At 68.6% G+C, this 23,592-nt stretch carries 28 protein-coding genes; 15 read left to right on the top strand and 13 right to left on the bottom strand.

Translation table 11 applies throughout. The features are described 5' to 3' along the window. Positions 1–9: 9 nt before the first annotated feature. From AOZ06_RS60945 to AOZ06_RS45505, 5 genes are all read right to left on the bottom strand, one after another. The gene (locus tag AOZ06_RS60945) at positions 10–567 is read right to left on the bottom strand and encodes an MFS transporter (protein WP_236951948.1); all 558 of its coding nucleotides are present in this window, start codon (positions 565–567) and stop codon (positions 10–12) included. Next, complete coding sequence (locus AOZ06_RS60940; RefSeq protein WP_225953055.1) at positions 564–920, bottom strand: MFS transporter; 357 nt, start codon at positions 918–920, stop codon at positions 564–566. Before AOZ06_RS60940 ends, AOZ06_RS60945 begins: the two co-directional genes overlap by 4 nt. 121 nt (positions 921–1,041) lie before the next feature. Beyond that, positions 1,042–1,308 carry a hypothetical protein gene (locus AOZ06_RS60935; protein ID WP_225953054.1) on the bottom strand — a complete coding sequence of 89 codons (267 nt, stop codon included), beginning with the start codon at positions 1,306–1,308 and terminating at the stop codon, positions 1,042–1,044. Positions 1,309–1,414: 106 nt separating this feature from the next. Beyond that, the gene (locus tag AOZ06_RS45510; RefSeq protein ID WP_054295050.1) at positions 1,415–2,188 is read right to left on the bottom strand and encodes an SDR family oxidoreductase; all 774 of its coding nucleotides are present in this window, start codon (positions 2,186–2,188) and stop codon (positions 1,415–1,417) included. Next, a complete protein-coding gene (locus AOZ06_RS45505) occupies positions 2,185–2,937 on the bottom strand; it encodes an SDR family oxidoreductase (protein WP_054295049.1) in 753 nt (250 codons plus the stop codon). The genes AOZ06_RS45510 and AOZ06_RS45505 overlap by 4 nt, the downstream gene beginning before the upstream one ends. A 50-nt stretch (positions 2,938–2,987) precedes the next feature. On the opposite strand from AOZ06_RS45505, the gene AOZ06_RS45500 reads away from it, so the two are divergent. Continuing rightward, entirely contained in the window at positions 2,988–3,602 is a 615-nt protein-coding gene (locus AOZ06_RS45500) for a TetR/AcrR family transcriptional regulator (RefSeq protein WP_054295048.1), read from the top strand. 87 nt (positions 3,603–3,689) lie between these two features. On the opposite strand, the gene AOZ06_RS45495 is transcribed toward AOZ06_RS45500, so the two are convergent. After that, on the bottom strand, positions 3,690–4,472 hold the full coding sequence (locus AOZ06_RS45495) for an enoyl-CoA hydratase-related protein (RefSeq protein ID WP_054295047.1): 783 nt from the start codon (positions 4,470–4,472) through the stop codon (positions 3,690–3,692). 100 nt (positions 4,473–4,572) lie between these two features. Here AOZ06_RS45495 and AOZ06_RS45490 point away from each other — a divergent pair, with 100 nt between their 5' ends. From AOZ06_RS45490 to AOZ06_RS45450, 9 genes are all read left to right on the top strand, one after another. Next, positions 4,573–5,169, top strand: a complete 597-nt coding sequence (locus tag AOZ06_RS45490; RefSeq protein WP_236951947.1) for a TetR/AcrR family transcriptional regulator — start codon at positions 4,573–4,575, stop codon at positions 5,167–5,169. Further along, positions 5,166–5,915 carry a 3-oxoacyl-ACP reductase FabG gene (fabG, locus tag AOZ06_RS45485; protein ID WP_054295045.1) on the top strand — a complete coding sequence of 250 codons (750 nt, stop codon included), beginning with the start codon at positions 5,166–5,168 and terminating at the stop codon, positions 5,913–5,915. Before AOZ06_RS45490 ends, fabG begins: the two co-directional genes overlap by 4 nt. Before the next feature lie 13 nt (positions 5,916–5,928). Continuing rightward, a complete protein-coding gene (locus AOZ06_RS45480) occupies positions 5,929–6,381 on the top strand; it encodes a MaoC family dehydratase (protein ID WP_054295044.1) in 453 nt (150 codons plus the stop codon). Continuing rightward, on the top strand, positions 6,378–7,367 hold the full coding sequence (locus AOZ06_RS45475; RefSeq protein ID WP_054295043.1) for a phosphotransferase family protein: 990 nt from the start codon (positions 6,378–6,380) through the stop codon (positions 7,365–7,367). The genes AOZ06_RS45480 and AOZ06_RS45475 overlap by 4 nt, the downstream gene beginning before the upstream one ends. 1 nt (position 7,368) lies before the next feature. Continuing rightward, the gene (locus tag AOZ06_RS45470) at positions 7,369–8,577 is read left to right on the top strand and encodes an acyl-CoA dehydrogenase family protein (RefSeq protein ID WP_054295042.1); all 1,209 of its coding nucleotides are present in this window, start codon (positions 7,369–7,371) and stop codon (positions 8,575–8,577) included. 172 nt (positions 8,578–8,749) lie between these two features. After that, positions 8,750–9,733, top strand: coding sequence for a glycosyltransferase family 2 protein (locus tag AOZ06_RS45465; RefSeq protein ID WP_054295041.1), 984 nt, complete (start codon positions 8,750–8,752; stop codon positions 9,731–9,733). Continuing rightward, entirely contained in the window at positions 9,724–10,128 is a 405-nt protein-coding gene (locus AOZ06_RS45460) for a GtrA family protein (RefSeq protein WP_236951946.1), read from the top strand. The genes AOZ06_RS45465 and AOZ06_RS45460 overlap by 10 nt, the downstream gene beginning before the upstream one ends. Then, entirely contained in the window at positions 10,118–13,213 is a 3,096-nt protein-coding gene (locus tag AOZ06_RS45455; RefSeq protein ID WP_054295040.1) for an arabinosyltransferase domain-containing protein, read from the top strand. Before AOZ06_RS45460 ends, AOZ06_RS45455 begins: the two co-directional genes overlap by 11 nt. A 257-nt stretch (positions 13,214–13,470) precedes the next feature. Then, positions 13,471–14,634 carry a glycosyltransferase family 87 protein gene (locus AOZ06_RS45450; RefSeq protein WP_157233600.1) on the top strand — a complete coding sequence of 388 codons (1,164 nt, stop codon included), beginning with the start codon at positions 13,471–13,473 and terminating at the stop codon, positions 14,632–14,634. On the opposite strand, the gene AOZ06_RS45445 is transcribed toward AOZ06_RS45450, so the two are convergent. Beyond that, entirely contained in the window at positions 14,536–15,189 is a 654-nt protein-coding gene (locus tag AOZ06_RS45445) for an ACT domain-containing protein (RefSeq protein WP_054295038.1), read from the bottom strand. The genes AOZ06_RS45450 and AOZ06_RS45445 overlap by 99 nt on opposite strands. 216 nt (positions 15,190–15,405) lie before the next feature. Here AOZ06_RS45445 and gatC point away from each other — a divergent pair, with 216 nt between their 5' ends. Genes gatC through gatB form a run of 4 tightly spaced genes read left to right on the top strand, consistent with a single transcriptional unit; the run spans position 15,406 to position 18,909 of the window. After that, positions 15,406–15,705, top strand: a complete 300-nt coding sequence (gene gatC, locus AOZ06_RS45440) for an Asp-tRNA(Asn)/Glu-tRNA(Gln) amidotransferase subunit GatC (RefSeq protein WP_054295037.1) — start codon at positions 15,406–15,408, stop codon at positions 15,703–15,705. Continuing rightward, entirely contained in the window at positions 15,702–17,219 is a 1,518-nt protein-coding gene (gatA, locus tag AOZ06_RS45435; protein WP_054295036.1) for an Asp-tRNA(Asn)/Glu-tRNA(Gln) amidotransferase subunit GatA, read from the top strand. Before gatC ends, gatA begins: the two co-directional genes overlap by 4 nt. Continuing rightward, positions 17,216–17,407 carry a hypothetical protein gene (locus tag AOZ06_RS45430; RefSeq protein ID WP_054295035.1) on the top strand — a complete coding sequence of 64 codons (192 nt, stop codon included), beginning with the start codon at positions 17,216–17,218 and terminating at the stop codon, positions 17,405–17,407. Before gatA ends, AOZ06_RS45430 begins: the two co-directional genes overlap by 4 nt. Beyond that, complete coding sequence (gene gatB / locus AOZ06_RS45425; RefSeq protein ID WP_054295034.1) at positions 17,404–18,909, top strand: Asp-tRNA(Asn)/Glu-tRNA(Gln) amidotransferase subunit GatB; 1,506 nt, start codon at positions 17,404–17,406, stop codon at positions 18,907–18,909. The genes AOZ06_RS45430 and gatB overlap by 4 nt, the downstream gene beginning before the upstream one ends. A 44-nt stretch (positions 18,910–18,953) precedes the next feature. Here the strand turns inward: gatB and AOZ06_RS45420 are convergent, their stop codons facing one another. The 4 genes from AOZ06_RS45420 to AOZ06_RS45405 form a co-directional block, all read right to left on the bottom strand. Continuing rightward, entirely contained in the window at positions 18,954–19,430 is a 477-nt protein-coding gene (locus AOZ06_RS45420) for a hypothetical protein (RefSeq protein WP_157233599.1), read from the bottom strand. Beyond that, positions 19,427–19,744, bottom strand: a complete 318-nt coding sequence (locus tag AOZ06_RS45415; RefSeq protein WP_054295032.1) for a hypothetical protein — start codon at positions 19,742–19,744, stop codon at positions 19,427–19,429. The genes AOZ06_RS45420 and AOZ06_RS45415 overlap by 4 nt, the downstream gene beginning before the upstream one ends. A gap of 6 nt (positions 19,745–19,750) precedes the next feature. Then, the gene (locus AOZ06_RS45410) at positions 19,751–20,428 is read right to left on the bottom strand and encodes a Crp/Fnr family transcriptional regulator (RefSeq protein ID WP_054295031.1); all 678 of its coding nucleotides are present in this window, start codon (positions 20,426–20,428) and stop codon (positions 19,751–19,753) included. 140 nt (positions 20,429–20,568) lie between these two features. After that, positions 20,569–22,155, bottom strand: coding sequence for an MDR family MFS transporter (locus tag AOZ06_RS45405; RefSeq protein ID WP_083472365.1), 1,587 nt, complete (start codon positions 22,153–22,155; stop codon positions 20,569–20,571). 102 nt (positions 22,156–22,257) lie between these two features. On the opposite strand from AOZ06_RS45405, the gene AOZ06_RS45400 reads away from it, so the two are divergent. Beyond that, positions 22,258–22,809, top strand: a complete 552-nt coding sequence (locus AOZ06_RS45400) for a TetR/AcrR family transcriptional regulator (protein ID WP_054295030.1) — start codon at positions 22,258–22,260, stop codon at positions 22,807–22,809. Positions 22,810–22,932: 123 nt separating this feature from the next. Here the strand turns inward: AOZ06_RS45400 and AOZ06_RS45395 are convergent, their stop codons facing one another. Further along, a complete protein-coding gene (locus AOZ06_RS45395) occupies positions 22,933–23,112 on the bottom strand; it encodes a hypothetical protein (protein ID WP_054295029.1) in 180 nt (59 codons plus the stop codon). 87 nt (positions 23,113–23,199) lie between these two features. Next, the gene (locus AOZ06_RS60930; protein WP_236951945.1) at positions 23,200–23,487 is read right to left on the bottom strand and encodes an LmrA/YxaF family transcription factor; all 288 of its coding nucleotides are present in this window, start codon (positions 23,485–23,487) and stop codon (positions 23,200–23,202) included. Positions 23,488–23,592 lie beyond the last annotated feature (105 nt).

Genomic DNA, 23,592 nt, shown 5'->3' with positions numbered 1-23,592 from the left:
ATGTCTATTTCAAGACGGTCTGACCAGCGCTGTCCTGCCGTACCCGGGCCCGCCGGGCGAGGACGCGATGGAGAACAGGGCGACGACGGCCAGCGCGACGATGTACAGCGACACCGACATCGATGTGCCCGTCCACTCGAGCAGCAACACCATGACGAACGGAGCAAGCCCACCGCCGAGGACCGCGCTGATCTGGTACCCGAGCGACGCGCCGGTGTAGCGCATCTCCGGCGTGAACAACTCGGCGAACAGGGCGGCCTGCGGGCCGGACATGATGCTCATGAACGTGCTGGCGACGAGCGCGGCGACCACGGTCCAGAAGTAGCTCGCGGTGTCGATCAGCAGGAACATCGGGACCGCCGACACCAGCACCCCGATCGCGCCCGCCGCGTAGATCCGGATCCGCGGTATCCGGTCGGACAGCTTGGCCGCCAACGGGATCACCGCGAACTGGGTGAGGCTGACCAGGATCGTGATGGTCAGGATGGTGCCGCGCGGCAGGCCGAGGTGGCGTGTGGCGTAGTCGAGAACGCCGGTCAGCAGGATGTTGAACGTCGCCGTGTTCACCGCGAACGAGCCGCCGCGAGCAGGACCGTGCCGAGGTGCTCGCGCAGTACGACGCGCAGCGGCGATGCGCGTACCTCGGCGTCAGCGGATTTCGCCTCAGCCGCACGGAATTCCGGCGTCTCCTCGACCCTGACGTGGATGTACCACGCCAGAACGAGAACCAGAACGCCGACCAGGAAGGGAATCCGCCATCCCCAGGACGCGAAACCGGAGCCCGCCAGCTGAACCGAGAGCAGGAACACCGTGTTCGCCAGCACCACGCCGATCGGGACGCCGAGCTGGACGAAACTGCTGTAGAGGCCCGTTTTCCCGCAGGCGCGTACTCGGTCGCCAGCAGTACCGCGCCACTCCACTGCGCGCCGACCGCGAGGCCTTGCAGCAACCGGAGCACGAGCAGCGGGATCGGCGCGAGAATCCCGACGGACTGGTACGTGGGCAACAGGCCGATCAGGGTCGTCGACAGGCCCATGATCGTCAACGCGCCGACGAGCATCGGTTCCTGCCCCGCTTGTCACCGAGGTGACCTGCGATGATGCCGCCGAGCGGGCGGGCGGCGAAACCCGCCGCGAACGTCGCGAACGAAGCGAGGACACCGGCGACCGGATCGTCCGCCGGGTAGAACTGGCGGCCGAACACCAGCGCGGCTGCCACGCCGAAGATGAAGTAGTCGTACCACTCGACCGCCGAGGCGAGCCCCGCCGCGGTCGCCACCCGTCGCCGATGCCGGACGTCGTTGTCCACGAGCCTCAACCCCATTGGGAAGCGAGGGCTTTGCGCATCCGAAGTCAGCAACCGCTCAGTATGTCGTCAACGAGATCGGGCGGGGCCGCCTGCCCCGCCCGGCATCTCAGATGGCGTCGAGTTTGCGCTGGATCTTGTTCATCCCGGCCAGCCAGCGGTCGTTCTGGGTCGCGCGGGCCGCGTAGTACGTGGCCACCTCGGGGTGCGGCAGGATCAGGAACGAGTCCCCGCCCAGCGCCGCCACGACGTCGTCGGCGACCTGCTCGGCGGAGATCGCGCTCTCGGCCATCAGGAACTGGCCGCCTGGTCCCGTGTCCTCCAGCATCTTCGTGCGAACCCCTTGTGGACAAAGGGCTTGCACGCTGATACCGCGGTGTTTGTACGTCGCGAGCAGCCATTCGGCGTACGCGAGCGCGGCGTGTTTCGTGACCGAGTACGACGCCGAGCCGAGGCTGGTGAGCAGCCCGGCGGCGGACACGGTCGCCAGGAAGTGGCCGCGTCCGCGCTCCAGCCAGGCCGGCAGCAGCGCCCGTGACGCGCGGACGTGCGACATCACGTTCACGTCCCACGCGCGCGCCCAGTCCTCCTCGGGCGCGTCCGGGCCGCCCATCGGCGCGACGCCCGCATTCGCGCAGTACATGTCGATCTCGCCAAGGGCCTCGCGGGCCAGCGCGATCAGCCGGTCCACGCCTTCCTCGCCCGCGGCGTCACCGACGACCGCGGTCGCGCCGAGCTCGGCCGCGACCGTCTCGACCGCACTGTCCACATCGGCCAGTACCAGCCGGGCGCCCTCGCGGGCGAAGCGGCGGGCCAGCGCCTCGCCGATCCCCCGGCCGCCGCCGGTGATGACGACGCCCGCGCCCGCGAGCGAGAAGCTCACAGGCCACCGCCCAGTGAGACGCCGCCGTCCAGCACGATCGTCTGGCCGGTGATCCAGCTCGACTCCTCCGACAGCAGGAACACGACCGCGTTGGCGATGTCGGCGGGCTGACCGAGCCGCTTGAGCGGGTAGGCCTGCGAGATGGCTTCCTCGTTGTCCTGGATCAGCGCACCGGCGAACTTCGTCTTCACGATCGCGGGCGCGACCGCGTTCACCCGGATGCCCGGCCCGAGGTCGACGGCCAGTTCCATGGTCAGCCGGATCAGCGCCGCCTTGCTCACGCCGTACAGGCCGATGCCGGGCGACGCGCGCAGCCCGGCGATGGAGGACACGTTCACGATCGACCCGCCGTGCTCACCCATCCACGCGTCCCGTGCCTTGCGCGTCCACGACAGCGGCGCGAGCACGTTCACGGCGAGGATCTTCGCGGCGGCGCCCATGTCGATGTCCACGGTCGGGCCGAACACCGGGTTGATGCCGGTGTTGTTGACCAGCATGTCGACCCGGCCGAACGCCTCCATCGTGCGGGCGATCGCCTCGTCCTGGTGGTCGGTGTCGTCGGCCTTGCCCGGCACGAAGATCGCGTTGTCCGGTCCGCCGAGCGACTTGGCGGCCTCTTCGAGCGCCTCGGGCTTGCGCGCGGTGATGCACACCTTCGCGCCGCGCTCGGTCAGTTCCTTCGCGATGCCGAGCCCGATGCCACGGCTGGCGCCGGTGACGATCGCCACCCGGTCCTTCAACGACGTCACTTCGGCGTCCTTTCCTAAGCACACGCTTAGCGTGCGGCTACTGTGCTGTTATGACGATGTCGCTGCCCGCCGACCTGTGGCCGGAAGTCAAGCCCGACGCGGCCAGGCGACTGATGTACGCCGCGGTCGAGTCCTTCGCCAGGGTCGGTTTCCACGGCACGACCACGAGGGACATCGCCACCGCGGCCGGGATGAGCCCGGCGGCCCTGTACGTGCACTTCTCGTCGAAGGCGGCGCTGCTGTTCGCGATCAGCCGCGACGGACACCAGCAGACCCTGGAGATGGTGCAGCGGGTCGCGGGCACCGACGGCGCTCCGGTCGACCGGATGCGCCTGCTGGTCGAGCGGTTCGTCGAGTGGCACGCCCGGCGCCACGTCGTCGCCCGCGTCGTGCAGTACGAACTGGAGGCACTGCCCGCGGACGAGTACGCGGTCGTGGCAGCCTTGCGGCGCCGGATCGAGCAGTTCGTCCAGTCCCTGATCGCCGACGGCGTCAAGGACGGCTCGTTCACCGTTCCCGACGAGAAGATCGCCGCGCGGGCCGTGCTGTCGCTGGGCATCGACGTGGCCCGGTGGTACAGCGAGCGGGCGCGCAAGACGCCGAAGGCGCTGGGGCGCGAGTACGCCACGCTCGTGCTGCGCATGCTCGGCTCCTCCGCCCGGTGAGCGAGTTCCGGTGTCCCGTAGCCATACCTACCAGTCGGTACCCGAGTTCGCATACTAAGCGGTTGCTCACCTCACAGGGACGGGGCCTCAGGCCGGGTACGGCGGGAACTGCGGCGGGCGCCGCTCCAGCCAGCTGACCACGCCCTCTTTCGACTCCGGGTGCGTGAACGAGTCGTTCATCAGCGCGGCGGCCCGCAGACCGGCCTCCTCCAGTGGAATCGACGCCTCGTCCAGGACCTGCCGTTTCATCACGGCCATCGACCGCGGCGCGCTGAACGCGGCCAGCTCACGCGCGTACGCCTCAGCGGCGGCGAGCAGTTCGTCACCGGGGAACACCTCCTGGACCAGGCCGTACGAGTGGGCCTGCTCGGCGGTGAACGTCCGGCCCGACAGCAGCAGGTCCATCGCCCGGCCGCGGCCGACCAGGCCGGGCAGCAGCTGGGCGATGCCGTACTCGGCGATCAGGCCGCGGCGCGCGAACGCGGTGGTGAACTTCGCGCCCGCCGCGGCGAACCGCACGTCGGCCGTGCAGGCGATGACGAAGCCGAGGCCCGCGCACCCGCCGTTGACCGCCGCGATCACGGGTTTGCCGGCGAACGCGGCCGCCTGGACGTGCTCGACCTGGAAGTCGACCTCGTTGCCCGGCGAGACGCCGGCGAGGACGTCCAGGTCGGCGCCGGGGCAGAAGGCCCTGCCCGCGCCGGTCAGCACGATGGCGCGCACGCCCGTGTCGGTCTCGAGCGACCGCAGCAGCTCGCCGTACCTGCGCTCCATCGCCAGGTCCATCGAGTTGTTGCGGTCCGGCCGGTCGAAAGTCACGGTCGCGACGCCGCCGGTCACCGAGTAGCGCACGCCGTCCTCGAGTGTCATGGTTGACATGCTAAGCGGTTGCTTAGATCACGTCGAGGTTTGCCATCGACATACCGAGCGGTATGGTTGCCGTGTCTGGGAATACGGAGGTATGCCGACGATGAGCCGCAGGCCCGCGAACACGTCCGGTGTGGACGACCGGCTGCTTGCCGAGGCCACGAGGCTGTTCGCCAAGCAGGGCTTCGACCGCACGTCGGTCCAGGAGGTCGTCGAGGCCGCCGGGGTCACCAAGGGCGCGATGTACCACTACTTCGGCTCCAAGGACGACCTGCTGCACGAGATCTACGGCCGCGTGCTGCGCGACCAGACCGCCCGGCTGGAGAAGTTCGCGGCCGGCGAGGACCCCGCGCCGCAACGCCTGCGGGACGCGGCCGCGGACGTCGTCGTCACCACCATCGAGAACCTGGACGACTTCAAGATCTTCACCCAGTCCATGCACCACCTCAGCGCGGCGAAACAACGCGCGGTGCGCGCCGAGCGGCGCAAGTACCACGAGAGGTTCCGCGCACTGGTCGAAGAGGGGCAGCGCAACGGTGATCTCCGCGCTGACGTGCCCGCCGACCTGGTGGTGGACTACTTCTTCGGCTCCGTGCACCACCTGGGCGTGTGGTACCGCCGCAACGGCAGGCTCACGCCCGCCCAGATCGCCGATCACTACGCGGATCTGCTGCTGACATCACTTAAGGAGAAGGCATGAGCAAGGTCGCGATCGTCACCGGCGCCGCGCGCGGCATCGGGGCGGCCGTAGCGAACAGGCTGGCGTCCGACGGGTTCGCCGTCGCACTGCTGGACCTGCAGGAAGCGGGCGTCAAAGAGGCCGCGGCCGCGATCACGGCCGACGGTGGCAAAGCGATCGGCCTCGCGGTCGACGTGAGCGACACCGAGCAGGTGGAGGCGACGGTCGCCAAGGTCGCCGACGAACTCGGCCCGCCGGTGGTCCTGGTCAACAACGCGGGGATCACCAGGGACAACCTGCTGTTCAAGATGACCGACACGGACTGGGACTCGGTGATCGGCGTGCACCTGCGCGGCTCGTTCCTGATGAGCCGGGCGGCGCAGAAGTACATGACGCAGGAGAAGTGGGGCCGGATCGTCAACCTGTCCAGCACGTCCGCGCTGGGCAACCGCGGCCAGGCCAACTACTCGGCGGCCAAGGCGGGTCTGCAGGGCTTCACCAAGACGCTGGCGATCGAGCTCGGCAAGTTCGGCGTCACGGTCAACGCGATCGCGCCCGGTTTCATCGCGACCGAGATGACCGCGGCGACCGCGGCGCGTCTCGGCGTCTCGTTCGAGGACTTCAAGGCGGGCGCGGCGACGCAGATCCCGGTCGGCCGGGTCGGCGAGCCCGAGGACATCGCCCACCTGGTGTCGTTCTTCGCCAGCGAGGGTTCGGGCTTCGTCTCCGGCCAGGTCGTGTACGCGGCCGGTGGGCCGCAGGACTGAGAGGACGCTGACCATGCGGGTTTTCAAGGACGCGGACGAGCTGGCGGCGGCCAAGGGCGAGGTGCTCGGCACCGGCGAGTGGCACGAGATCACCCAGGAGGCGGTGAACCTCTTCGCCGACGCGACCGGTGACCACCAGTGGATCCACGTGGACGTGGAGAAGGCGGACGCCGGGCCGTTCGGCGGGCCGATCGCGCACGGCTACATGACGCTGTCGCTGGTCCCGGTGCTCGTCAGGGACATCTACCAGATCGAGAACGTGGCCATGGTGGTGAACTACGGATCCAACAAGGTCCGGTTCCCCTCGCCGGTGCGGGTCGGCGCGCGGGTGCGTGCCACCTCGCAGCTGCTGGACGTCACCGACGTCCAGGGCGGCAAACAGGCGATCACCAAGGTCACCGTGGAGATCGAGGGCAGCGGCAAGCCCGCCTGTGTCGCCGAGATCGTGAGCAGGATCGTCCGATGAGCCTGCCCGGACTCGACCTCGGCAAGCTGGGCGCCCGGCTCGGCGACGGCCCGCTGTCGGCGGAACTCGTGGAAGGTGGCCGTTCGAACCTGACCTACGTGGTCACCGACGGCAAGCAGAAGTGGGTGGTGCGCAGGCCACCGCTGGGGCACGTGCTGCCCACCGCGCACGACATGTCCCGCGAGTACCGCGTGATCACGGCGTTGAAGGACACGGCTGTGCCCGTTCCGGCCACGTACTTCCTGTGCGACGACACCGAAGTGCTCGGTGCGCCGTTCTACGTGATGGAGCACATGCCGGGAGTTCCGTACCGCAGCAAGGACGAACTCGGCAAGCTCGGTCCGGAGAGGACACGGGCGATCGCGCTCGCCATGATCGACACCCTTGCCGACCTGCACGCGGTCGACCCGCCGTCGGTCGGGCTCGGCGACTTCGGGCGGCCAGAGGGCTACCTGGAACGCCAGCTCAGGCGCTGGGGCAAGCAGCTGGACGCGTCCCGCAGCCGTGACCTGCCCGGCATCGACCGGCTGCACGAGCGGCTGGCGGCGCGGCTGCCGTCGTCGGCCGAGGCGACGGTCCTGCACGGCGACTACCGCCTGGACAACACGCTGGTGCTCGACGACCGGATCACGGCGGTGCTGGACTGGGAGATGTCCACGCTCGGCGACCCGCTCGCCGACCTCGGGCTGACCCTGGCGTACGCGTCCCGCGAGACACCGGACGACTCGATCATCTCCAACGTCAGCGGCGCGCCCGGCTACCCGAGCGCCGACGAGGTGATCGACCACTACGCCAGGCGCACCGGCCGTGACGTGTCCAACTTGGACTGGTACGTGGCGTTCTCGTTCTTCAAGCTCGCGGTGATCACCGAGGGCATCTACTACCGGTTCAGCCAGGGAAAGACCGTCGGCCACGGCTTCGAGATGATCGGCGCGCTCGTCGAACCGGTCGTCGCACAGGGCAACGCCACGCTCAAGGAGAACTGAGATGCACTTCGGCTACGACGACCGCACCGAGGAACTCCGCGGGCAGCTGAACGCGTTCATGGACGAGTTCGTCTACCCGGCCGAGCCGGTGTTCGAACAGCAACTGGCCGAGGGGGACCCGTGGAGCCCGCCGCCGGTGGTGGCTGAGCTCAAGGCGGAGGCCCGCAAGCGCGGACTGTGGAACTTCTTCCTGCCCGGCGAGCACGGCGCCGGCCTGACGAACCTGCAGTACGCGCCGCTCGCGGAGATCACCGGCCGCAGCCCGCACCTGGCGCCGACCGCGATCAACTGCGCGGCGCCGGACACCGGGAACATGGAAGTGCTGTCCATGTTCGGCAGCGAGCAGCAGCGCAAGCAGTGGCTCACCCCGTTGCTGGAAGGCGAGATCCGTTCGGCGTTCGCGATGACCGAGCCGGACGTGGCCTCGTCGGACGCGCGCAACATCGCCACCCGGATCGAGCGGGACGGCGGCGACTACGTGATCAACGGCAAGAAGTGGTTCATCTCCGGTGCGATGAACCCGCACTGCCGGATCTTCATCGTGATGGGCAAGACCGATCCGGACGGCGAACCGCACCGCCAGCAGAGCATGATCCTCGTCCCGCGTGACACGCCGGGGATGACCATCAAACGCGGCATGCACGTCTTCGGGTACACCGACGGCGACCACGGTGGCCACGCGGAGATCGAGTTCGACGACGTGCGCGTGCCGGCGGAGAACCTGATCGGCGAGGAAGGCGGCGGTTTCGCCGTCGCGCAGGCCCGTCTCGGGCCCGGCCGGATCCACCACTGCATGCGCCTGATCGGGATGGCCGAACGCGCCATCGAGCTGATGTGCAAGCGGGCGGTGTCCCGCACGGCCTTCGGCAAGCCGATCGCGCAACAGGGCGTCGTGCAGGACTGGATCGCCGAGTCCCGTGTCCGGGTGGAGCAGCTGCGCCTGCTCGTGCTGAAGACGGCGTGGCTGATGGACACGGTCGGCAACCAGGGCGCGCACACCGAGATCCAGTCCATCAAGATCGCCACCCCGATCCAGGTCGAGTGGATCCTGGACAAGGCGATCCAGGCACACGGCGCCGGTGGCGTCAGCCAGGACACCCCGTTGGCAGGGCTGTGGGCGCACGCCCGCACGCTGCGCCTGGCGGACGGCCCTGACGAGGTGCACAAGCGCTCGCTGGCTCGGCGCGAGCTCGCAAAATACCCGCGCTGACCCAGCGGTTCAAGCAAACCTGGGAAACTTCCGAAACATCGATGTTCTTCGGGGCCCATGGCAACCTTTTGCGCCCCTCCGGGGGTAATCACTGGCAGCCCGTCGCGATGCGGCGGGCTGCCAGTTTCGTTCACGGCGACTGCCCGGGTTCGCGCAAAGGGGACTTCTCGTCATGCACCCACCGAGACGGGTCGCGTTCGTCTTCCCGATATACAACGAGGAAGGCAACATCGACCTGCTCCACCGCACAGTGGACGAGGTCGTCGCCCCGCTGTCCGGTCGATACGAGTTCAGCTTCGTCTACGTCGACGACGGCAGTCGCGACGCGTCGTTGGAGCTGCTCACGGCGTTGGCGGACAAGGACTCCCGCGTCACCGTGGTCGAGCTCTCACGCAACTTCGGCCACCAGATGGCGGTCACGGCGGGCCTCGACACGGCCGACGCGGACGCCGTGATCATCATGGACAGCGACATGCAGGACCCTCCCCGGGTGGCGCTGGAGCTGATCGCCAAGTGGGAGGAGGGTTTCGACGTCGTCTACGCCCAGCGGCGCTCCAGGAAGGACACGGTGTTCAAGAGGGCGACCGCGAACGCCTTCTACCGGACGCTGAACCGCCTTGCCTCCGTGGACATCCCGCGCAACACAGGCGACTTCCGTCTGCTCGACCGCAAAGTCGTCAACGAACTGCGCAAGTACCGTGAGCGGGACCGGTTCCTGCGCGGGCTCGTCTCCCACATCGGGTTCCGGCAGACGGCGGTGCAGTTCGACCGGGACAGGCGCAACGCGGGCGTCACCGGGTACCCGCTGCGCAAGATGCTGCGGTTCGCGGCGGACGGCATCCTCGGGTTCTCGGTCGTACCGCTGAAGATGATCAGCAGGCTGGGGTACCTGATCTCCTCGCTGAGCTTCGCGGGCACGCTCTACGTGGCCGGGGTGAAGCTGTTCGCGCCGGAGACCGCCGTGCCCGGCTGGGCGTTCATGACGATCGTGATGTTCTTCCTCGGCGGCATCCAGATGATCATGCTGGGGGTGCTGGGCAGCTACATCGGCCGGACGTACACACAGGTGCAGGGCAGACCGTTGTACAGCGTCGCGTCCGTGCGGACAGCCGGCAGGGCACGGGAGACCAGCGAACCGGTGCGGGCGTGCGGGTGAGGCCGATCGACTCGACCGGAGTCCGGTTCGGACTCGTCGGTGCCGCCAACACGCTGCTGGACGCCTGCGTGTTCCTCGCCATCGCCGCGCTCGGCGTGCCGCTCGTGGTGGCCAACCTGATCTCGACGAGCGCTGGGATGCTGCTGAGTTTCGCGTTGAACCGGACGTACACCTTCCGCACCGCGGGCACGGACGTTCGTCGTCAGGCCGTGTTGTTCTTCGCCGTGACCCTGACCGGCCTGTGGGTCGTGCAGGCCGGGGTGATCGCGTTGCTGGCGTCTGCCCCGCTTGTCGTCGCCAAAGGAACTGGCATCGCGGCCGGAATGGTGTGGAATTACGTGCTCTACCGCCGGTTGGTGTTCCGTCAGCGGCCGGAGGCCGGCTGTGGCCAGTGATCCGACCGTGCTTCGCCAGGACGCGCCGAGGCTGAGGTCGTCGCGTGGCTGGATCGTGCTGCTGTGCGTTTCGCTGCTGGGGATCCTCGTCGCCGCCGCGGTCCCGTTCTCGCCGGTCCGGACCAACGAGACCGTGGTCACCTGGCCGGAACACGGGCAGGCGCCGGTCTCCACCACCGCGCTGTTCTCCCCGTACCGGCCGGCCGAGGTCCACGTCACGGTGCCGTGCCCGGTCGTTCGGGCCGCTGCCGGGCCGCAGCGCAGGACGGTCGTCGGGACGGATCCCGCGGGCACGGGAATCGGCGTGCAGGTCGCGGTCGAGAACAACGTGGTGACCGTGTCCGTCGGCAGTGCGAAGGTGCTCGACGCCCCGATCGCCGCCGGATGTGACGTCCAGGTCGATGTCACCGACAGCGGTGCCACCGCGCGGATCGGCGACGCGGTGCGCGGAGTGGACGGCGAACTGGTCGCCGAGGTGCACGGGTTCATCACCGACGTGCCCGCGGAATCCGCTCGTGGGCTCGAAGTGCGCGTCCGGGCCCGGATCTACTCCGAGACGGCGCCGAGCACGGTGAAACTCGTGGCCGTCGGCGCGTGGGTTGTTCTCGCCGTCTTGGTGTTGTGGGGCCTCGGACGTTCCCGTCGCGCGCCACGCCAGCGGGAAACCGGCGAGGGACCGCGGTGGCCGCGGCGGATCGTGGATGCCGGGCTGCTCGTCGCCCTGCTGGGCTGGGCGGTGCTCGGACCGGCCACCTGGGACGACAGCTACAGCGCGATGACCATCCGCAACAGCGAGTTCTCCGGGAACATCGACAACTACTACAGCCAGCAGAACACCTCGGAGATGTTCACCCTCTCCCAGTGGTTGCTCTGGCCGGTGCTGCGGATGTCGCTGGACTTCCCGGTCGTCCGCTTGCCTTTCGTGCTGCTGGCGACGGGGACCTGGCTCATGCTGACCAGGTCCGTCCTCCCGTCGGTGCTGCCGCGGCACGCGAAGAGGTGGCCGGTTCTCGTGATCACCGCGGTGGCGCTGCTGGCGTGGTGGATGCCGTACGGCCAGACCCTGCGGTTCGAACCGTTCGCCGCGTTCGGCACCACGGCTGTGCTCGCGCTCGTGCTGCGCGGTACGAACGAAACCAAGCCGAGCACCGTCAGGCTCGGGCTGGCCGCGCTGGTCACCGGACTCACGGCAGCGGTCACGCCAACCGGTGCACTGCTGGCCGCGGTGGTCTGGGTTGTCCTGGCATCTCGCGTGTGGCGCGTCCTGGCCGATGGACGCGGTTGGCGTACCGCGCACTACGGGCGTGTGGTCGCCAGACTCACGTCCCTGGGCGCGCTCGCGTCGTCGGTCGTCGTGATCACGTTCCTCACGCAGTCCTGGCACGGCTTCAGCAAGGCGGCCGAGCAGCACAACTCGGGCTCCATGCCGAACTACGGCTGGTTCCAGGACACCGTCCGCTACAACTACCTGCTCTCCTTGAACGACTACAGCGGAACAGTGGCCCGCCGGGTGCCGGTCCTGTTGGCGCTCGTGCTGCTGCCGGTCGCCGGGTTGCTGCTGGCTCGTGGTGTGCGGGCATTGCCGGGCTTGAAAGAGTTGCCGCTGGCGGCGGCCCTGATGGTCGGCGGTCTGCTCGCACTGGCGTTGACGCCGTCCAAGTGGTCGCATCACTTCGGTGCGCTGGCCGGGTTCGGCTCGCTGTTCATCGCGGTGGCGGTGGTGGCGACCGCGCAGGCGGCGCGGCGGTGGGGTGATGACCGCAGAGCGCGTGCCGCCGGGCTGACCGGGCTGGTGTTCACGGTTGTGGCCGCGGCGATGTCGTTCTCCGGCATGAACACGTGGGTCCTGTGGTCGCAGTACGGCGTGCCGTGGCAGACCGGCCCGGTCCGGCCGTTGAACAACCCGATCACGTGGCTCGTGCTCGTCGCCGTCGTGAGCGCGGTGGTCTGGATTTTCCGTGCCAGGACCAGGATCAGCGCGGGCGGTGTGCTCGTCGCCGCGCCCGGCGTGGTCGTGACGGCCGCGTTGACGGCGTCCGTGGGCATGCTGCTCGTCTCGTTCGTCGTCGCGCCGATCCGCCAGGCGTCGGTGGGCGGCTATTCGATCGGCCTGCAGAACATCGCGCACCTGACCGGCCGGAGTTGCGGCCTCGCCGACAAGGTCGAGATGTACCCGGACGTGCCGGGCGGGGTCCTCAAGCCGCACAGCGGAACCGTGCAGTCAACGGGGTTCGCCGCGCAGTCCGCCTGGGTGAGCGCCCCGCCGCTGCTGCCGGACAAGGAAGTCTCCAAGCACGTGTGGGGCAGCGTGGCCGCGGGAATGGCGTCGACCGGGAAGCTGACCACCCAGTGGTTCGCGCTCCCTGCCGCCCAGCCCGGCCAGCAGGTCGCGGTGAGTGCCGCCGGGCGGACCGGCGACGGGAACCGGCTGGCGCTGGAGTTCGGCCAGTCCGGGCCGTCCGGCGTGCGGCCGGTCGGCGAACGTGTCCTGGACGACAGCGCGCTCGACAAGGCGCTGCGGTTCTCCGACTACGGCTCACCGACGAAATCCGTGCCGCCGGTGCAGAACAACCCCGGCTGGCGGGCGCTCTGGGTGCCGAGGGCGGACGTTCCGCCGGATGCCGACGTGGTCCGTGTGAAAGCGGTGGACGACACGGCCGACGAGGGTGGCTGGATCGGCACGACTGGTCCCCGGCTGCTCAAGGCGGTGCCGATGCGGCAGTTCCTGGCTGACTACGAGGACGTGTGGCTGCACCCGGCGATGTCGCTGTACCTGCCGTGCGTGCGGAACTTCGCGCCCGCGGCGCACGGGATGGCCGTGTCGCCGGATCTCGTGATCAACGCTGGTTTCCCGGGCGGGCGCGGGCCTGCGTACCCGTTGGCAGCGGGATACGACCACCCGTTCGCCGGTCTGCCGCGCACGGCACTCGTCTACGAGGTGCCGAGCCGGTTGACCGGTGGCAGAAGGGAGCCGTCGCAGCTGGACTGGGGACACGTGATGGTCGTCAAGCACACCGCGGGTCGTGACCGGTACTCGGTGACCACCAGGAGAGTCGACCGGCAGGGCTGGGAAGGCGACGACTGAGACCTCTACTACGAAGCCGATGAGAGATCACCGGCCACGGCCGCGCGGATCACGTGCACACCCGCGGCCGACGAGTCGGGCGCCGAACCCGTCCGGCCAGTGGATCACCTGCGCGCGGGAACGCCAGCCGGGCCGGTGTCCAGGAACACCTGGGTGGAAGGCCCCGTCACCTGGGAGAATGACGGGAAATCGCCATCGATGTGGGGAAACAGGGGAGAGCGGCTGTGCCGCGGCACCGTGCCGGTAGCCTGCCCGTTGTGGTGGGGCGTGTCGGGGCTTTGCTGGGCGCGGTGGCAGCGGCGGGTGTCACCCTGTGGCTGCTGGTTACCTACGGCAGCTCGAACATCGACCGCGTCCTCGCCGCCGACATGAGCTGGCACCCCGACTTCGACACGTTCCACCGGTCAGTCGTCGCGTTGGTGAACGGCCAGTCGATCTACGACACGGGCGCGTCCGTGGTCAACCTCAACCCGCCGTTCTGGACTGTCCTGCTCACGCCCGTCGCGCCGCTGGACGTGCTTACCGCGTACCGGTTGTTCGGCGTGATCACCGTGTTTCTCGTGCTGCTCGCCGTGTTGCTTGTGGCGTGGGAACTCCGTGCTCCCTACTGGATGTGGTGGGTGACGGCAGCCGCGGTGATCGTGTCGTCACCGTTGCTGGGCACGTTCGCGCTCGGCCAGGTGTACGGCGTGCTGGCCATCGGTCTCGCTGTGGCGTGGCTGACACAGCGGCGGGGGAAACCGATCTGGGCCGGGATCGCGTTCGGCCTGGTGATCGCGATCAAACCGACGCTGGCACCGATCCTGCTGCTGCCGGTCGTCCTGCGGCAGTGGAGCACACTGCGGGCCGCTGTGGCCGCCGGGGTCAGTGCCACCCTCGCCGGCCTGCTCGTCGCGGGCCCGAAGGACACTGTGCGCTGGTGGGAGGTGCTCCGGGCGGAACACCTCAGCACGTTCCTCGACAACGCTTCCCTGCCGAGCCTGGTGTCGCGGCTCGGCGGGCCCGCGTGGATCGGGTTCGTGCTCGGCGCCGCGGCGCTGATCTTCACACTCCGCCGGGTCCGGCACGATCCGGACATGGCGCTGTGGGCCGTGACCGCCGCGACACTGCTGTTCTCCCCGGTCGCCTGGCACAACTACCTGGTGCTGTGTTTCCCCGGTGTGATCGTCGTGTTGCGGCGCCGCCGGTTCGCTACGGCCACGTTGCTGCTCACGATGCCCCAGATCGGCGTGGAGTGGGGGTTCTACTGGCAGGGCGACAGCGCGGTCGACCGGATCGGCCAGTCGCTGTACTTCCTGGTCCTGCTGCTCTACTGGGCCGCTCTAACCGTCAAGCACGACGGCGACGATCCCGGCGAGGTGCGCCAGCCGGGCCACCTCGGCGGCACGGAACATCGGGCCGCCCGGACGGCCGACCAGTAGCACCCGGTCCGGCTTGCCCAACGGCGTCGCCGCCAGCTCGGTGCCCAGCTCACGCCACGTTTCCGGGACCCAGTCGTCCTCGCCGTCCAGCACGGTGGCCTTGGCGAGCGGCATGAACGGCAGGTCGATGGTGAGGATCTCCGGTGCCGCCGGGCTCGCCGCCAGCGGCTGCGTGCCGCTCGCGTCGTGCTGGATCACCACGGCCCACCCGGCCCGGATGATCTTCGGCACGCCGTCGGTGAACGTGATCAGGCCGTCCTTCGGCTCGGCCGCGACCTCTTCGACCAGCTCCAGCTCGCGGTGCGTGTCGAGCACTCCCGCGTAGGGCCGGACGGCGTCCACTTCCACGCCCTCGATCGACTCGGCCGCGGTGATCAGCATGTCCGGCAGCCTGCCGGACGGCAGCTCGACCACCAGGTCGTCGACGGCCACACCGGCACCACGTTCGACCACGTCGACGCTGAGGATGTCGGCACCGATCCCGCCGAGCGCGGACGCGACCGCGCCCAGTGTTCCCGGGCTGTCCGGGAGCTGCACCCGGATCAGGAAGGACAAGGCGAACGCCTCCTGCGTCGTACGCGGAACCTTGCCGTCCGCATCTGCTGCCGGGCGCCGATTCTCGCAGATGGGCGCGTGCCCCAAGGAGTAGGCGTCCGAGACGTGTGCGTTACGAAACAGCGCACGGCTGGATAACCCGTTCGGGCCGCCGTCAACCCTCGCCATAGACTCACCAGGTCCCAGATGAAACGCAATCCCCCGGGGGTTCGTGGAGTGCCAACCATCTCCCGCGACGAGGTCGCGCACCTCGCCCGGCTCGCCCGGCTCGCAGTGACCGAGCAAGAGCTGGACAAGTTCGCAGGCCAGCTCGACATCATCCTGCAGTCGGTCGCCCAGGTGACCGAGGTCGCAGGCCAGGATGTCCCGCCGACGTCGCACGCCGTGCCGCTGACCAACGTCTACCGCGAAGACGTCGTTCGTCCGGGACTGACCCAGCAACAGGCGCTGTCCGGCGCCCCCGCCGCTGAGGACGGGCGGTTCCGCGTGCCCCGCATCCTGGGAGAAGAGCAGTGAGTGAACTCACCCGGCTGACCGCCGCCGAGCTGGCCGCCAAGATCCAGGCCAAGGAGGTCTCGGCGGTCGAGGTCGCCCAGGCCCACCTCGACCGGATCGCCGACGTCGACCCGGCCGTCCACGCGTTCCTGCACGTGAGCACCGACAGCGCGCTCGCGCAGGCCCGCGCCGTCGACGAGGACGTCGCCGCGGGCAACCAGCCGGCGTCGCTGCTGGCCGGTGTGCCGCTGGCGCTCAAGGACGTCGTGACGATGCGGGGCGCGCCGACGACCGTCGGGTCCAGGATGCTCGAGGGCTGGGAACCGCCGTACGACGCGACGATCACCACGCGGATGCTCGAAGCGGGCATCGTGATCCTCGGCAAGACCAACATGGACGAGTTCGCGATGGGCTCCTCCACCGAGAACTCCGCCTACGGTCCCACGCACAACCCGTGGGACCTCGACCGCATCCCCGGTGGCTCCGGCGGTGGCTCCTCGGCCGCGCTGGCCGCGTTCGAAGCGCCGCTCGCGATCGGTACGGACACAGGTGGCTCGATCCGCCAGCCCGGCGCGGTGACCGGCACGGTCGGTGTGAAGCCGACCTACGGCGGTGTCTCGCGGTACGGGCTGGTGGCGTTCTCGTCGTCGCTGGACCAGGCCGGTCCGTGTGCACGGACGGTCATGGACGCCGCGTTGCTGCACGAGGTCATCGGCGGGTACGACCAGCTGGACGCCACGTCCATCAACGAGCCGGCGCCGCCGGTCGTGCAGGCGGTGCGCGAGGGCTCCCTCGCCGACCTGAGCGGCGTGAAGATCGGTGTGGTCAAGGAGTTCTCCGGCGACGGCTACGAGCCGGGCGTGATGGTCTCCTTCAACGAGGCCGTCGAGCAGCTGCGTGCGCTGGGTGCCGAGATCGTCGAGGTGTCGTGCCCGCACTTCAAGTACGCGCTGTCGGCGTACTACCTGATCGCGCCGAGTGAGTGCTCGTCGAACCTCGCCCGCTTCGACGCGATGCGCTACGGCATCCGCGTCGGCGACAACGGTGAGCGCAGTGCCGAGGAGGTCATGTCGCTCACCCGTGAGACCGGGTTCGGTGCCGAGGTCAAGCGCCGCATCATGATCGGCACGTACGCGCTGTCGTCGGGCTACTACGACGCCTACTACGGCTCCGCGCAGAAGGTCCGGACGCTGATCAAGCGGGACTTCGAGGCGGCATACGAGAAGGTGGACGTGCTGGTCTCGCCGACCACACCGACCACGGCGTTCCGGCTCGGTGAGCGCACCGACAACCCGATGGCGATGTACCTCGCCGACCTGTGCACGATTCCGGCGAGCCTGGCTGGGCACCCTGCGATGAGCGTGCCGAGCAGGCTCTCGGGCATCGACGGGTTGCCGGTCGGGCTGCAGATCATGGCGCCCGCCCTGCAGGAGACCCGGATGTACCGGGTGGCGGCGGCGTACGAGGTGGCACGCAACGAAGCCGACGGTGGCCCGCTGATCAGCCGGGTTCCCGAACTGGAGGTGGCACGATGAAGAAGGCACGCGGCCTGATCGGCCTTGTCGGTTCCGTCTTCGGCGCGGTGAGTGCGGTGCAGGGCTTCCGCAACGCGCGCAAGGACAAGGACAAGCTGTTGCTCGTCAACGCTTCGGCCAGCATCCTCGTCGCGATCACCGGTGTCGCGCTGACGATCCGTTCGATACGTAAGGACGAGCTGAAGTGACCGCTGCTGCGGAGCTGATGGACTACGACGAGGTCATCGAGCGCTACGACCCGGTGCTCGGTCTCGAGGTCCACGTCGAGCTGTCGACGAGTACGAAGATGTTCTGCGGCTGCCCGGTCGCCTTCGGCGCGCAACCCAACACCCAGGTCTGCCCGACCTGCCTCGGCCTGCCGGGTGCGCTGCCCGTGGTGAACGCGCGCGGCGTCGAGTCGGCGATCCGGATCGGTCTCGCGCTCAACTGCGAGATCGCGGAGTGGTGCCGGTTCGCGCGCAAGAACTATTTCTACCCGGACATGCCGAAGAACTTCCAGACCTCGCAGTACGACGAGCCGATCGCCTTCAACGGCTGGCTCGACGTCGAACTGGAGGACGGAACCGTTGTGCGCGTGGACGTCGAGCGCGCGCACATGGAGGAGGACACTGGCAAGTCGCTGCACGTGGGTGGCGCGACTGGCCGGATCCACGGCGCGGAGCACTCGCTGCTGGACTACAACCGCGCGGGCGTGCCGCTGATCGAGATCGTGACGAAGCCGATCACCGGGACCGGCGCCCGCGCACCGGAAGTCGCGCGCGCGTACGTGACGGCCCTGCGGGACCTGTTGCGCGCCTTGGACGTGTCCGACGTCCGGATGGACCAGGGCTCGCTTCGCTGTGACGCCAACGTGTCCCTGATGGCCAAGGACGCGGCGGAGTTCGGCACCCGCACGGAGACGAAGAACGTCAACTCGCTGCGTTCGGTCGAGCGGGCGGTGCGGTTCGAGATGACGCGCCAGGCCGCGGTGCTGGCCTCGGGTGGTTCGATCCGCCAGGAGACCCGCCACTTCGACGAGTCGACCGGGTCGACCTCGTCGGGTCGTGCCAAGGAGACCTCTGAGGACTACCGGTACTTCCCGGAGCCCGACCTGGTCCCGATGGCGCCGTCCCGCGAGTGGGTGGAGCAGCTGCGCGAGACGCTGCCGGAGATGCCGTCGGCCCGCCGCAAGCGGATCCAGGCGGAGTGGAACCTGACGGACCCGGAACTGCGCGACCTGCTCAACGTGGGTGCGGTCGACGTCATCGCGGCCACAGTGGACGCCGGGGCCTCGCCTGCGGAAGCCCGCGCGTGGTGGGTCAGCCACCTGGCGCAGGAAGCCAACAGCCGCGGCGTGGAACTGGCGGACCTGCCGATCACCCCGGCGCAGGTGGCCGAGGTGATCAAGCTCGTCACCGCGGGGACGCTGACCAACAAGCTGGCCCGTTCCGTGGTCGAGGGCGTGCTGGCCGGTGAGGGCGAGCCTGCCGAGGTGGTGGACAAGCGCGGCCTGAAGGTCGTGTCGGACGACTCGGCGCTGATCGTGGCGGTCGACCAGGCACTGGCCGGTCAGCCGGACGTGCTGGAGAAGATCCGCAGCGGCAAGGTCGCCGCGGCCGGTGCGATCGTCGGCGCGGTGATGAAGGCGACCAAGGGACAGGCGGACGCCAAGCGCGTGCGTGAACTGATCCTGGAACGCGCCAACGCCTGACAGGCATGGTAAACGGATGCCCCCGCGTGTCACGCGGGGCATTCTCATGAGTCGCGGTTCGCGATGTACTCCCTGAGGTTGTCGATGTCGATCTGGTCCTTGGGGCGCAGCAGCCGTTGCTTGTAGGCCAGGACGTCCTCGACTCTGGCGAACCGGAGGCCGCCGACAGGTTCGGCGCTGTCGATCAGGTCGTCGGTGTTCCACTCGAGCTTCGCGCTGTGTTCCTCGTCTTCGTCGAACCGGATCCAGTTCCTCGAGAACTGGATCCGGCCGCCGTGGAACAACCAGATCCTGTCCTTGCTGCGAGTTCCCTCACCCTGCTCACCGTGTTCCGACACGTAGTCCCACACCCAGTCCCTGGCGACCACGTCGAGGTCGCTGACCGTCTCGCGCAGTCCGTGCACGAGCAGTGGGGCACTTCCGAAGACGACGAAGTGATCCGGATCGAGGCCCATCCGGCGCAGTTCGACGAGGAGTTCGTTGCCGTCGATCCGTTTTTCCTCAGGGGTCGGACCGTTCATGGCCCACCCTTCGGTGGCCACAGGTACCGCCACAAGTGCTGGAGCCATCCGGGGATCGACCGCCTCTCGCTGGTGTCGGCAGGACTGTCGTCGCTGTCCGGTTCTTCTTCGTCGGGCTTCTCACCGTTGAGCGCACCGATGATCGCGGGGCGCTGTCCGGGGTCGGCGTTGGCGATGGCGGCGTGGAACCGGTTGTTGCGCCCGTTCTCGAGCAGCTTGGTCCTGCGCAGCGAGATCCACGCCTTCGCGATCGCCGCGACGCTGAAGATGGCGGTAGCGAGGACGATGGTCCAGTGGGAGACGCCGGGCGACACGGCCGATCACCGGGAGGTCGTTCTGTTGCCCGCGGCGACTTCTTCGAGCGTCGCGGTGTCCAGGATGCGCACCTGGCCGCGGCCGGTGTCGACGATGGCGTTGTCGCGGAACAACTTGGTGACCTTCTTGACCGACTCGAGCGACATGCCGGTCAGCGAGGCGAGGTCCGCCTGGGCGAACCGGGCGGTCAGCACGCCGTCGACGCGGTCGGCGACCCCGTCCTCGACCAGTTCGAGCAGCGCCTTGGCCAGGCGCCGTTCGGCCGCGAGGTCGGAGTCCACGATCTTGCGCGTGGCCTGCTCCGTGCGTTCCTCGGACTCCACGAGCAGTGCGTGCAGGGTGCGCGGGTTCTCGTAGAGGACGTCCAGGAAGTGCTGGGCGGGGATGTGCAGGACGACCACGTCGTCGTGGGCGACGACTGTCGCCGAGCGGGGCTTGCCCCGGATGGCGCCCATCTCGCCGACGAGTTCACCGCTCCTGCGGATGGCGACGATCCGCGACGGCTTGCCGACGAGCACCCGCAGGTGCCCCTTCTTGATCAGCAGCACGGCGTCGGTCTCCTCGCCTTCGCGGAAGAAGACGTGCCCGGCCTCGCGCTGCAGGAGTTGCCCCTTCGCGCCGAGGGTGAGCAGCTCCTGCTCGGTAAGGAGTGGATCTCCCTGCTTGTACCGCTTAGCGTCCACGTGCTTGAGTGTACTTTTACCGGTTCAAGAATTCAACAATCGGTTGTCCAGCATGTAGTCCCACCAGGGTGAGGGTGTACCTGTAGACATGGTTGTGCGGGCCACCCCCCGACAGGTGGCCCGCACTCGCACTGTCCCGGTCAGTCGGCCAGGACCGGAACCGGCTTGGCGACAGGCTTGCCGTCGGACGACGCGACGGTGGCGCCGCGCAGCGGCTCGGACTTGATGAACCACGAGGCGACGAACCCGATCACGAGGAACGCCGTGGCCCACAGGAACACCGACTGGATGCCCGAGACCATGCCGCCGGTGTAGGCGTCCCGCACCGGCGCGGGCAGCGCCTCGATCATCTTCGGGCTGAGCTGGCCACCGGAACTGGTGATCTGCGAGCCCGCCGAGCCGAGTGCCGAGGTCATGCTGTCGGTGATCCGGCCGGTGAAGATCGAGCCGAGCACCGCGACCCCGAGCGAGCCGCCCATGCTGCGGGCGAACGTCGCAGTGCTGGTCGCCACACCGAGCTCACGCATGTCCACGCTGTTCTGGGCGATCAGGTTCGTCGTCCCCATCAGCAGGCCGAGGCCCGCGCCCATCACCACGAGGAACAGGCTCGACGTGAACGAGCTGGTGGTCGTGTCCAGCTGGGTCAGCAGCAGCGTGCCGACCGCCATCCCCGCCATGCCGACGATCGGGAACGTGCGGTAGTGGCCCGTGCGGCTGGTCAGCTGGCCGGTCACGGTGGAGAACACGAGCATCCCGGCCATCAGCGGCAGCAGCAACAGCCCGCTGTTCGTCGCCGACGCACCCTGCACGATCTGCTGGTACTGCGGCAGGAAGCTGACCGCGCCGAACATCGCGAAGCCGGACATGAAGGCAAGCGCCGACGCGAGCGTGAAGTTGCGGATCTTGAACAGCCGCAGCGGCAGGAGCGGTTCCGGGACCCGGCGCTCCACCCAGACGAACGCCGTGAGCGCCACGACCGTCAGCACGCCGAGGCCGATGATCTGCCACGAACCCCACGCGTACTCCGTGCCACCCCAGGTCGCCAGCAGCACCAGCGAACCGATGCCCACGGTCAGCAGCGCCGCGCCCCAGTAGTCGATCACGGCCTTGCCCGTGCGCTTGGGCAGGTGCAGCGACGACGCGCCGACGACCAGGAGCGCCAGGATGCCCAGCGGCAGGTTGACGTAGAACGACCAGCGCCAGTCCAGGTTGTCGGTGATGAATCCGCCGAGCAGCGGCCCGCCGACCATGGCGAGCGGCATCACGGCCGCGAACAGGCCCTGCGTCTTGCCGCGGTCCTTCGGCGCCACCATCTCGGCCATGATCGCCATCGCGCCGACCATCAGGCCACCGGCGCCGAGGCCCTGCACGGCCCGGTACGCGATCAGCTCCGTCATCGATCCGGACGTGCCGGCCAGCGCCGAGCCGATCAGGAACACCACGATCGAGGCCATGAACATGCCCTTGCGGCCGTAGAGGTCGCTGAGCTTGCCCCAGATCGGCGTGGAGACAGCCGACGCGAGGGTGTACGCCGTCACCACCCAGGCGAAGTGGTTGAGGCCACCGAGGTCCCCGACGATGGTCGGCATGGCGGTGCCGACGATCATGTTGTCGAGCATGGCCAACAGGATGCCGATCATCAGTCCGGCAAAGACTGTGTACTGCTTTCGCTTGGTCAGTGGTGTCGTGACCGGTGGTGTGACTTCGGCTGCCGCTGGTGCGCTCATGGTCCCGTCCCCGCTATGCTTACTTGCCGTCCGGCTAGGCAACTTGCTAGCCGTACGGTAAGCTAAAGCTAGCCGGTCGTCAAGTAAGGCGTGGGAGTGAGCATGGGCACACGGTCGGGCACGAAGGCCAAGATCCAGGACGTCGCCCTCGAGCTCTTCGGCGAGCAGGGCTACGACAAGACGTCGCTGCGCGAGATCGCCGAGCGCCTCGGCGTGACGAAGGCGGCGCTGTACTACCACTTCAAGACCAAGGAAGAGATCATCACCAGCCTCCTGCAGGAGACCGGGGACAAGCTCCAGGAGGTCGCCGACTGGATGTCGGACAAGGAGCCGACCTTGGCCAACCGGCAGGAGCTGCTGCGCCGCTACTCCGCGGCGGTCGCCGACACCGGCAGGCACTTCAAGCTGATGCGCCTGATGCAGGAGAACCAGCCCGCCCTGCGTGAACTCGCCGCGGGCATGAAGGGCCACGAACGAGCCAAGCTGTTCTTCGAGTTCATGACCGGCCCGGACGCCTCACTGGCCGACCAGTTGCGCGCCCGGCTCGCCGTCATGGTGCAGCACATGGGCATCTTCGCCCTCCAGGAGACCGGCGCGTCCGAAGAGGACAGGAAAGCCGCCGCGCTCGAAGTCGGCATGGACTTGATCGGCTAGCCATCGCCCGGCGCTCGGCAGCACGGGCCGGACGCCCGCGTCGGAGCAGAATCCCAGGCCCGTGCGTTGCAAGCACAACAGGCCCAGCAGCACGCCGCCGTCGTCGTCGATCACTGCGGGTCGTCACCGGAGACCCCGCATCGCCCGCCACACGCTGCCCAAGTCGGCGTGGGCGCTGGTGACGCGCTCCTGCGAACGGCCAATCTGCCTGGCGGGCACGTGATCCGGCGGCCCGCCGGCGACGTCCGGCCGTTGCACCACGGCGACCAGTTTGCCGTTGTCCACGACCAGGACCGCGTGCACGTACTTCAGAGCAACTATGACGCATGGCATAGATATGGTCAATATTGTGTTACTGGTGGTCACAGGTACGTCGGATGTGTGCCTCGATCAGGCGAGAAGCGGGGAGATCTCGGCGACGACGTCATCGAGCGGCTCGGTGCTGCGCTGAACACGGCACAGGACGACCGCACCCTCGATGGCGGCGATCGCCAGCGTCGCCAGACGGCGCGCCCGGCCCTCAGCCATGCCGTTCGCTGTCAGCCTCGTGCGGATCCTGTCCTGCCACGCGGTGAAAATCTCGCGTGTGAGGTCCATGGCGCCGGGTAGGTCACGGCCACCGTCCACAGCGACGGCGAGAATGGGGCATCCCGCGCGGAAGTCGCTGTCCTCGAGCACTTGTTTCCACAGTTCGACGAATTTGGTGAATGCCTGGCGCGGTCCCTGTGGTCCGTTTGGTCCGTCTGGTCGATGACGGATGTGATGGAGTCGCCGGCGGTTCGG

This window comes from Kibdelosporangium phytohabitans, assembly GCF_001302585.1.
Classification (GTDB): Bacteria; Actinomycetota; Actinomycetes; order Mycobacteriales; family Pseudonocardiaceae; genus Kibdelosporangium; species Kibdelosporangium phytohabitans.
Note: the sequence above shows the minus strand (reverse complement) of the source record. Positions and strands in the feature narration are given on the sequence as shown.

What these genes read in the sequence shown, in the direction of transcription:
- AOZ06_RS45500 (WP_054295048.1), top strand. Translation starts at nt 2,988, where the DNA reads ATGACGATGTCGCTGCCCGCCGACCTGTGGCCGGAAGTCAAGCCCGAC.
- AOZ06_RS45495 (WP_054295047.1), bottom strand. Translation starts at nt 4,472, where the DNA reads ATGACACTCGAGGACGGCGTGCGCTACTCGGTGACCGGCGGCGTCGCG.
- AOZ06_RS45490 (WP_236951947.1), top strand. Translation starts at nt 4,573, where the DNA reads ATGAGCCGCAGGCCCGCGAACACGTCCGGTGTGGACGACCGGCTGCTT.
- fabG (WP_054295045.1), top strand. Translation starts at nt 5,166, where the DNA reads ATGAGCAAGGTCGCGATCGTCACCGGCGCCGCGCGCGGCATCGGGGCG.
- AOZ06_RS45480 (WP_054295044.1), top strand. Translation starts at nt 5,929, where the DNA reads ATGCGGGTTTTCAAGGACGCGGACGAGCTGGCGGCGGCCAAGGGCGAG.
- AOZ06_RS45475 (WP_054295043.1), top strand. Translation starts at nt 6,378, where the DNA reads ATGAGCCTGCCCGGACTCGACCTCGGCAAGCTGGGCGCCCGGCTCGGC.
- AOZ06_RS45470 (WP_054295042.1), top strand. Translation starts at nt 7,369, where the DNA reads ATGCACTTCGGCTACGACGACCGCACCGAGGAACTCCGCGGGCAGCTG.
- AOZ06_RS45465 (WP_054295041.1), top strand. Translation starts at nt 8,750, where the DNA reads ATGCACCCACCGAGACGGGTCGCGTTCGTCTTCCCGATATACAACGAG.
- AOZ06_RS45430 (WP_054295035.1), top strand. Translation starts at nt 17,216, where the DNA reads ATGAAGAAGGCACGCGGCCTGATCGGCCTTGTCGGTTCCGTCTTCGGC.
- AOZ06_RS45420 (WP_157233599.1), bottom strand. Translation starts at nt 19,430, where the DNA reads ATGAACGGTCCGACCCCTGAGGAAAAACGGATCGACGGCAACGAACTC.
- AOZ06_RS45405 (WP_083472365.1), bottom strand. Translation starts at nt 22,155, where the DNA reads ATGAGCGCACCAGCGGCAGCCGAAGTCACACCACCGGTCACGACACCA.
- AOZ06_RS45400 (WP_054295030.1), top strand. Translation starts at nt 22,258, where the DNA reads ATGGGCACACGGTCGGGCACGAAGGCCAAGATCCAGGACGTCGCCCTC.